General features: G+C 71.2%; 7 protein-coding genes. 1 reads left to right on the top strand and 6 read right to left on the bottom strand.

The features are described 5' to 3' along the window. Nucleotides 1–55 precede the first annotated feature (55 nt). Nucleotides 56–1,189: a nucleotide disphospho-sugar-binding domain-containing protein gene (locus Q0R63_RS22140; RefSeq protein ID WP_295702229.1), complete on the top strand. Its 1,134-nt coding sequence runs from the start codon at nt 56–58 to the stop codon at nt 1,187–1,189. Nucleotides 1,190–1,950: 761 nt separating this feature from the next. Here the strand turns inward: Q0R63_RS22140 and Q0R63_RS22135 are convergent. The 6 genes from Q0R63_RS22135 to Q0R63_RS22110 form a co-directional block, all read right to left on the bottom strand. Then, a complete protein-coding gene (locus Q0R63_RS22135; RefSeq protein ID WP_295702227.1) occupies nt 1,951–2,625 on the bottom strand; it encodes a ribonuclease H in 675 nt (224 codons plus the stop codon). 145 nt (nt 2,626–2,770) lie between these two features. Beyond that, the gene (gene fabF, locus Q0R63_RS22130; protein WP_295702225.1) at nt 2,771–4,021 is read right to left on the bottom strand and encodes a beta-ketoacyl-ACP synthase II; all 1,251 of its coding nucleotides are present in this window, start codon (nt 4,019–4,021) and stop codon (nt 2,771–2,773) included. A gap of 202 nt (nt 4,022–4,223) precedes the next feature. After that, nucleotides 4,224–4,472, bottom strand: a complete 249-nt coding sequence (locus tag Q0R63_RS22125) for an acyl carrier protein (RefSeq protein WP_295702223.1) — start codon at nt 4,470–4,472, stop codon at nt 4,224–4,226. Nucleotides 4,473–4,562: 90 nt separating this feature from the next. Further along, nucleotides 4,563–5,600 (bottom strand): beta-ketoacyl-ACP synthase III, encoded by a 1,038-nt coding sequence (locus Q0R63_RS22120; RefSeq protein WP_295702221.1) that lies wholly within the window; start codon nt 5,598–5,600, stop codon nt 4,563–4,565. Between the two features lie 51 nt (nt 5,601–5,651). Further along, nucleotides 5,652–6,602, bottom strand: coding sequence for an ACP S-malonyltransferase (locus Q0R63_RS22115; protein ID WP_295702219.1), 951 nt, complete (start codon nt 6,600–6,602; stop codon nt 5,652–5,654). A 79-nt stretch (nt 6,603–6,681) separates the two neighbouring features. Further along, on the bottom strand, nt 6,682–7,983 hold the full coding sequence (locus Q0R63_RS22110; protein WP_295702217.1) for a helix-turn-helix domain-containing protein: 1,302 nt from the start codon (nt 7,981–7,983) through the stop codon (nt 6,682–6,684). Nucleotides 7,984–8,066: the final 83 nt, after the last annotated feature.

Genomic DNA, 8,066 nt, shown 5'->3' with positions numbered 1-8,066 from the left:
TGATGTGCGGTGGTACGCCGGGCCGACGTACGGCGCCAGACTCGACAGACTGGGCATGCCGTGGTTCGCGTACGACCGGGCCACCGAGGTGATGGCCAGCAACCTCGACGAGCTGTTCCCGCAGCGCGCCGCGCTCAAGGGTCCTCAGCTGATCTCGTTCGACCTGGACAAGTTCTTCGTGAGCCAAGTCGAGAATCACTACCAGGACATGGCCGCCATCAAGGACGGGTGGCCGTTCGAGGCACTGGTCTGCGACGGCGCTCTGTACGCAGAACTGCTTGTCGCAGAGTCGCTGCACCTACCGGTGTTCGCCGTTGGTCTCACGATGGTGATGCCCGATGCCCATGGACCCCCGCCGTTCTTCGGACTCATGCCCGCGCGCACGCTCCTGGGCCGCCTACGCCACGCGGTCGTGCGCAAGATGCTGGCCAGCGGCATGCGGGTCGGCACCATTCACTACAACGAGATCCTCGCCCGACACGGCGTCGCGCCGATCGGCTCTGACGGCTTCCCGCACGAACCGATGCTCAGGACGCAGCGGGTCTCCCTCAACGGCTCGCCCGGGCTGGAGTTCCCGGGATACCAACCCCTGCCCAACGCGGAGTACGTCGGCCCCCTCGTTCCGGCCCGTCGCGCACTCAGTGCCTCTGCCCCGCTGCCGGACGTCGTTGTCGACCCCACCGCGAAGGTCGTTGCGGTCTCCCAAGGCACCGTCGACAACACCGATCCGGCCAAGCTGATCATCCCGACCATCGAGGCACTCAAGGACTCCGGTGACGTCGTTGTGGCCACCACCGCGGGGGCACAGACAGCCGCGCTTCGCGCGCGCTACCCCCAGCCGAACGTCGTCATCGCGGACTTCATCAACTACGACGATCTGTCTCCCCACGTCGACGTGTTCGTCACGAGCGGAGGCTTCGGCAGCAACCTCGCTGCGTTCCTTCACGGTCTCCCGGTCGTCGGTGCAGGCAAGCGCGAGGGTAAGGACGACATCAACGCCCGGATCGGCTACAACAACCTCGGCATCGACCTGCGCAGCGAGCACCCGAAGCCGGCAGCCATCCACAAGGCAGTCCGCCGGCTCCTCGACGACCCCACCTACGCCCGAAAGGTCGCCGACCTGCGCGCGGAACTCCAGTCGTACGACCCGATCGGAACCATCGAGAAAAGGCTCCTTCAGGAGATGTGACCGCATATCCCCAGCCAGAGACCCTCCCACGAATGATGGCCGCTGCTATCTGGGCGCTGTGACTCTGCTCGCGAGGCGGCCGACGTCGAGCGCCACGGTGATGCCCATACGCGGCGGAGTGGGGTAAGTGCCAACGACCGAAGATTTGACCGGATCTGCCGATGAGCGGACGTGAGGCGAGTACTCATGACACCGTTGCCTGATGCAGGATTTCGCGAGCATAAGAGTCACCATCGTGAGTGCTCGTTACGGCGGCATCTATGAGCCGGGGCTGTGGCTGGCGTTCCCCAGTAACCCGGACCAGTTGCCAGCCGAGTGGGACGTTGACGATCTCACTGCGGCCCGGTACTAAGAAGAGCACTCGCACGAAGTCGGCGCGGGCAGTACGCCGGATGAGGCGCTCGCAAACTTGCGTGCCATCCTGACCCAGCGACGCGAGTAGGGCCCGGCGAAACGCTCGCTCATGCCGCGATCCGGGCGGTCACCGGGCGGCGGAGAGACCCTCACCCATCGAGTCGAGTGAGCAGGCTTCGCCGTGTGCACCGCGTCCAGACGGCGAGTTCTGCTCCCTCGACGGGGTGAACCTAGGTAGCCCACTGTGGGCGGAAAGACGCGCCCGCCCGTCAACAGGGGGGTGGCCAGTCATCTGGTACCGGCTCAACGAGACGGACGTCCAGGGCCGCGCCCCCAGTCCGTGACCCGTCCCGCTCACCAGGCGGGCGAGCTCGCGCGATCTTGACGCCCGGCACTCACCCCCGACCTCAGCGCAGCTGTTCCTGCTGCTGCCGCCCGGCCACGGCCAGCCGGTCGACGAGGTCGTTCATCTCGTCACCCGAGTGGCCCTTGACCCACCGGAAGGTGATGGTCCCCTGCTCCTGGTAGGCCGCGATGAGCGGCTCCCAGAGGTCACGGTTGGCCACCGCCTTCTTCTGGCTGTTGGTCCACCCCTTGGCCAGCCAGCCCTTGTACCACCCGTTGCGGAAGCAGTTGACGACGTAGGTCGAGTCGCTGACGACCTCGATCGGCCGCTCGGTCAGGGTCGTCACGGCCTCGAGCGCGGCCTGGACCTCCATCCGCTGGTTCGTCGTGTGGGCCGCGCCGCCGGAGCCCTGCCGGCCGTCCCTCGTCGCCCAACCCCAGCCGCCCGGACCGGGATTGCCCGAGCAGGCGCCGTCGGTCCACACCTCCAGCACGCCTTTCGCCGCGACGTCCGGGACTCTGGTGGCTGCGGAAGCCGGTTTCCCGGACGCCGTCCTAGTGGAAGCCGTCTTCTTCGTCTTCTTCGGTGCCGGCGCATCCCCGAGGTCGAGGGCCCCCTGGACGCACCCGTCGTGGAGGTAGCCGCTGCTGGTGGCGGTGCTGCTGATCAGGTCGCCGACGTCGAACGGCCGGTTGCAGACCCGGCAGACTCCGGGGTACTTCGCAGAGAACGGCATGTGAGACACCCTAGGCACAGCGGCGGCTTGACCCGTCTCGCGGTCGCCGCGCACGAAACTGGTCACGTGCCCGGTTCTGTATGCCGCTGGAGCGACGCCGCAGACGAAACTGATCACGTGCCCGGTTCTGTACGCCGCAGCGACCTCAGGGGGTGGTGAAGACCAGTGCGACGTTGTGGCCGCCGAAGCCGAACGAGTTGTTGAGGACGGCGACGTCGCCGTCGCCGAGCTTGCGCGGCTCGCGGAGCACGACGTCGAGCTCCATCTCCGGGTCGACCGTCTCGACGTTGGTCGTAGCGGGGGCGACGTGGTCGCGCACGGCGAGGATCGAGAAGACGGCCTCGAGCGACCCGGCGGCGCCGAGCAGGTGGCCGGTCATCGACTTGGTCGCGCTGATCGGGATGCCGGCCGTCGCATCGCCGAAGGCCCGCTTGATCGCCTTCGCCTCGGCGATGTCGCCGACGGAGGTCGAGGTCGCGTGGGCGTTGATGTGGGAGATGTCGGTGGGGGCCAGGCCGGCGGTCTCGAGGGCCGCGACCATCGCCCGGGAGGCGCCGGCGCCGCCGGGCTCGGGGCTGGTGATGTGGTAGGCGTCGGAGGTGACGCCGACCCCCGCGAGGACGGCGTAGATCGTGGCGCCGCGGGCCTTGGCGTGCTCTTCGGTCTCGATGACGATGACGGCCGACCCCTCACCGAGGACGAAGCCGTCGCGGTCGACGTCGTAGGGCCGCGACGCGTGCGTCGGGTCGTCGTTGCGGGTCGAGAGGGCGTGCATCGCGGCGAAGCCGGCGATCGGCAGCGGGTGGATGGCCGCCTCGGTGCCGCCGCAGACGACGACGTCGGCGCGGCCTTCGCGCAGCATCTGGACCCCCAGACCCATCGCCTCGGCGCCGGAGGAGCAGGCGCTGACCGGCGTGTGAGCCCCGGCGCGGGCGCCGAGGTCGAGCGAGACGGCCGCGGCCGGCCCGTTGGGCATCAGCATCGGCACGGCGAGGGGGTAGACCCGGCGCGGGCCCTTGACGCGGAGGTTCTCCCACTGGTCGATGAGGGTCCAGACCCCACCGATGCCGGAGCCGATGGCGACGGCGAGCCGCTCGGGCTCGACCTCGGGGGTGCCGGCGTCCTGCCAGGCCTCGCGGGCGGCGATCACGGCATACTGCGACGAGGGGTCGAGCCGGCGGGTCTCGACCTTGGTGAGCACCTCGCTCGGGGGCACGACGAGCTGCGCGGCGAAGGTCACCGGCAGGTCATATTGCGCGACCCAGTCGGCCTCGATGGGACGGGCGCCGTTGCGGCCGGCGAGCAGGCCCTCCCACGTCTCGGGGGCGGTGCCGCCGAGCGGGGTGGTGGCCCCGATCCCGGTGACGACGATGCGCGGTGCGCTGGATGGCGTCATGGTGCGTGGCTCCTTGGCGGGGGTGACAGGGGTGCTGTGCACCCCAGTGGGGGTCCGACTCGAGCCGGAAGCGGTCCCCCACCGTATGCCGCGTGGCTGGCTACCGGCGAGTCACCAGCGGGTCGAGCCGCCGGTAGCCGACCACGTGACGGGCCGCTCAGCCCTGAGCCGCTCGGCCCTGAGCCGCTCAGCCCTGAGCCGCTCAGCCCTGGGCGGTGTGGATGAACGTCACGGCATCGCGGACGGTCTTGAGGTTCTTGACCTCGTCGTCCGGGATGCGCACGCTGAACTTCTCCTCGGCGTTGACGACGATCGTCATCATCGACAGGGAGTCGATGTCGAGGTCGTCGGTGAAGGACTTGTCGAGCTCGACGGAGTCGGTCTCGATGCCGGTCTCCTCGTTGACGATCTCGGCCAGGCCCTCGAGGATCTCCTGCTCGCTCTGCGCCATGGTGGGCTTCTCCTTGTGGTGGTGCGGGTGTGGTGCTGCTGTCCCGAAAGGCCCGCGGGACGCGGGAGCTGGGTGGGTGTGGTGGTGAGGCTAGGGCAGGACGATGACCTGCGCGGCATACACCAGGCCGGCGCCGAAGCCGATCTGGAGCGCGAGACCGCCGTGGGGGATCTCGCCCTCGCGCAGCATCCGCTCGGTGGCGAGGGGGATCGAGGCGGCCGAGGTGTTGGCCGTCTCGGCGATGTCGCGCGCGACGGGGATGTCGGCGGGCAGCTTGAGCTGCTTGATCATCGCGTCGATGATCCGCATGTTGGCCTGGTGGGGCAGGAAGGCGTCGAGGTCGTCGATGGTGATGCCGGCCTTGTCGATCGCCTGCTGCGCGATGGGGGCCATGCCCCAGACCGCCCAGCGGAAGACGGTCTGGCCGGCCATCGTCAGCACCGCGTGCCCGTCGAGGGGCGCGCCGGCCGCGTCGAGCCACGGCTCGCGTTGGCGGATGGCCTGCCACTGGGCGCCGTCGGACCCCCAGATCGTGGGCCCGATGCCGGGCGTGTCGGACGGGCCGACGACCGCAGCCCCGGCGCCGTCCCCGAAGATGAATGCGCTACCGCGGTCGTCGTAGTCGGTGAAGTCGGAGAGCTTCTCGACGCCGATGACCAGGACGTGCTCGGCGCTGCCGCCGCGGACCATGTCGTTGGCGAGGGAGATGCCGTAGCAGTAGCCGGCGCAGGCCGCGGAGACGTCGAAGGCGGGGCACTGGACGCCGAGGCGCTCGGCGAGCATCGGGGCGGCGGCCGGGGTCGAGAGCAGGTGGGTGACCGTCGAGATGAGGATCGCGCCCACCTGCGAGGGCTCGAGGCCGGCGGCGGCGAGGGCGTCCCGGGCCGCGTGCTCGGCCATGTCGATGATCGACTCGTCGCGGGCGGCGCGGCGACGGCTGATGATGCCGGAGCGGTCGCGGATCCACTGGTCGGTGGAGTCGATGCGGTCGACGAGCTCGGAGTTGGGGACGACGCGCTCGGGGCGGTAGGCCCCGACGCCCCAGATGCGTGCGTGCCGGACGCCGTCGACCGTCGTCAGGGTGCCGGTGCCCTTGGGCGCCGGTGCGGTGCGGATGCTCTTGGTCATGGGGTCCTCGGGTGGTGCGGCGGGTGGTGCGGTGGGGTGGTGAGCGCGGGGCTAGGCGGAGGGGGCGGCGGTGTGCCGGGCGACGAGGTCGCGGGCGGCGTCGAGGTCCTCGGGCGTCTTCAGGGCGAGCAGCTCGACGCCCTTCATCGCCCGCTTGGCGAGGCCGACGAGGGTGCCGGCGGGGGCGAGCTCGATGAGCCCGGTGACGCCGAGCCGGGTCATCGTCTCCATGCAGAGGTCCCAGCGCACGGGGTTGCTGACCTGGGAGACGAGCCGGGTGAGGACCTCGTCACCGGTGCCGACCGGCTCGCCGTCGGCGTTGGACAGGAGGGTCGTCGACGGGTCGTGCGGGGTGATCGTGGCCGCCTGCTCCTGCATCGCGTCGACGGCCGGGGCCATGTGCACGGTGTGGAAGGCGCCGGCGACCGACAGGGCGATGACGCGCGCTTTGGCGGGTGGGTCGGCGGCAAGAGCGTCGAGCTGGTCAATGGTGCCGGCGGCGACGACCTGGCCGGCGCCATTGGTGTTGGCGGGGGTGAGACCGTGGGCCGCGAGGGCGTCGAGGACCTCCTGCGGGTCGCCGCCGAGGACGGCGCTCATGCCGGTGGGCGTCAGTGCGCTGGCGGCGGCCATTGCCCGGCCGCGGACGCCGACGAGGGTGAGACCCTCCTCGGGGCCGAGGACGCCGGTGGCGACTGCGGCGGTGATCTCGCCGACCGAGTGGCCGGCGAGGACCCCAGCGGTGCGGGCGGATCCGTCGGTGCCGGGCAGTGCGGCATACAGGGCGTCGAGGGCGAGCAGTCCGGCGCCGACGATGAGCGGCTGGGCGACCGCGGTGTCCCTGATCGTGTCGGCGTCGGACGTGGTGCCGTGGAGCACGAGGTCGGCGCCGGTGGCCTCGGACCACGCGATGGCCTTCTCCCGCAGGCCCGGCAGCTCCAGCCAGGGTGAGAGGAAGCCGGGGGTCTGGGAGCCCTGTCCGGGGCACACGATGGCGAGCACGGCTCCAGCCTGGCGGGTCGGGGGAGGTCACCGGCGCCTTCGAACCCCACGAACAATTCCGCCGAGGTTTGGAGGTTTCCTACAACACCTCAGCAGGCTCCCCGTCGCCGTGACCCGCCGGCCCGACCCCCGGTATGCCGCCGGCCCGCTCCGGCGCGCCGGCCCGCCACGGCGTGACGACGGGTTCGGCGAGCCGGCCGACGGCCAGGGCCAGTTGCACGGTGAGCGCCTCGCGGGGGTGGCCGAGGTCGTAGCCGACGATGTCGACGATGCGGCCGAGGCGGTAGCGCACGGTGTTGGGGTGGACGAAGAGGAGGCGTGCGGTCGCCTCGAGCGCGCAGCCCTGCTCGAGGAAGACCGTGGCCGTGCGCAACAGCGTGGGGTGGGCCTCGAGCGGGTGGTGGATCCGGTTGACGAGGGTGCGCCGAGCGGGGCCGTCGCCGGCGAGGAGGCGCTCGGGGAGCAGGTCGTCGGCGTGGACGGGGCGGGGGGCGGCGAGCCAGGCCGGCACGGCGGCGAGGCCGCTGAGGGCGGCCCGCGCCGAGCGGCCGGCGGCGAAGAGATGGGGGACGGTGGGCCCGATGACGATCGGGCCGTCGCCGAAGTGGTCGGCGATGTCGGCCACGACCTCATCGGGCGCGGTGGTCCCGCCCAGGATGACCACGAACCGTCGGCGCTGCACGGCGGCGAGCGCCTCGGCCCCGGCGCGGGAGGCGGCCCGTCGGACGGCGTCGACCGAGGCGGCAGCGGAGCCGCCTGCGCTGCCGGACGGGGCGGCTCCGGCGACGACGGTGACGGAGGCGACCGATCCCCAGCCCAGCGCGGTGGCCCGGCTCTGCATCGAGTCGTCGGCCTCGCCGCGCAGTACGGCGTCGACCACGAGGGCCTCGAGCCGGGCGTCCCAGGCGCCGCGCGCCTCGGCGGCCCGGGCATACACCTCGGCTGCGGAGAAGGCGATCTCGCGGGAGTAGCGCAGGACCCCCTCGCGCAGGATGCGCTCGTCCGTGCTCGTCGCGAAGTCGGCGACCTCGTGCTCGACGACGTCGACGACGGCGCGCACGAGCTGGAGGGTGTGGTTGAGGCTGATCGAGCGGGTGAGCTCGCGCGGGGCGGCGCCGAAGACGTCAGCGGTGATCGGCTCGTCGAGCGTGTCGATGCCCTTGTCCGCGTCGGTGAGCAGCCAGGCGACGAACGAGCCTACGGCCGCCTGGATGACCAGGCCCACCCAGGAGCGGTCCTCGGCGCTGAGCCGGCGGTACCACCCGTGGTCGGCCTCCATCCGCTTGAGCGCCGATGCCGACAGGGAGCCGGCGCTGCGCTCGAGCTTGTGCCGGGTCGCCGCCGTCAGCCGGCGTCGGGAGTGGGACGGGGGAGTGGCCACAGCTTCAGTCTAGTTGTGGGCGCCCCACAAACCCCGCCCCCGGATTGGGGTGAGAACGCGTCATCGATGACGCGTTCTCACCC

The organism is Lapillicoccus sp., assembly GCF_025353065.1.
In the GTDB taxonomy this organism is placed as follows: domain Bacteria; phylum Actinomycetota; class Actinomycetes; order Actinomycetales; family Dermatophilaceae; genus Lapillicoccus.
Note: the sequence above shows the minus strand (reverse complement) of the source record. Positions and strands in the feature narration are given on the sequence as shown.

Coding starts and splice junctions, on each gene's coding strand:
- Q0R63_RS22140 (WP_295702229.1), top strand. CDS start 56: ATGCCGTGGTTCGCGTACGACCGGGCCACCGAGGTGATGGCCAGCAAC.
- Q0R63_RS22135 (WP_295702227.1), bottom strand. CDS start 2,625: ATGCCGTTCTCTGCGAAGTACCCCGGAGTCTGCCGGGTCTGCAACCGG.
- fabF (WP_295702225.1), bottom strand. CDS start 4,021: ATGACGCCATCCAGCGCACCGCGCATCGTCGTCACCGGGATCGGGGCC.
- Q0R63_RS22125 (WP_295702223.1), bottom strand. CDS start 4,472: ATGGCGCAGAGCGAGCAGGAGATCCTCGAGGGCCTGGCCGAGATCGTC.
- Q0R63_RS22120 (WP_295702221.1), bottom strand. CDS start 5,600: ATGACCAAGAGCATCCGCACCGCACCGGCGCCCAAGGGCACCGGCACC.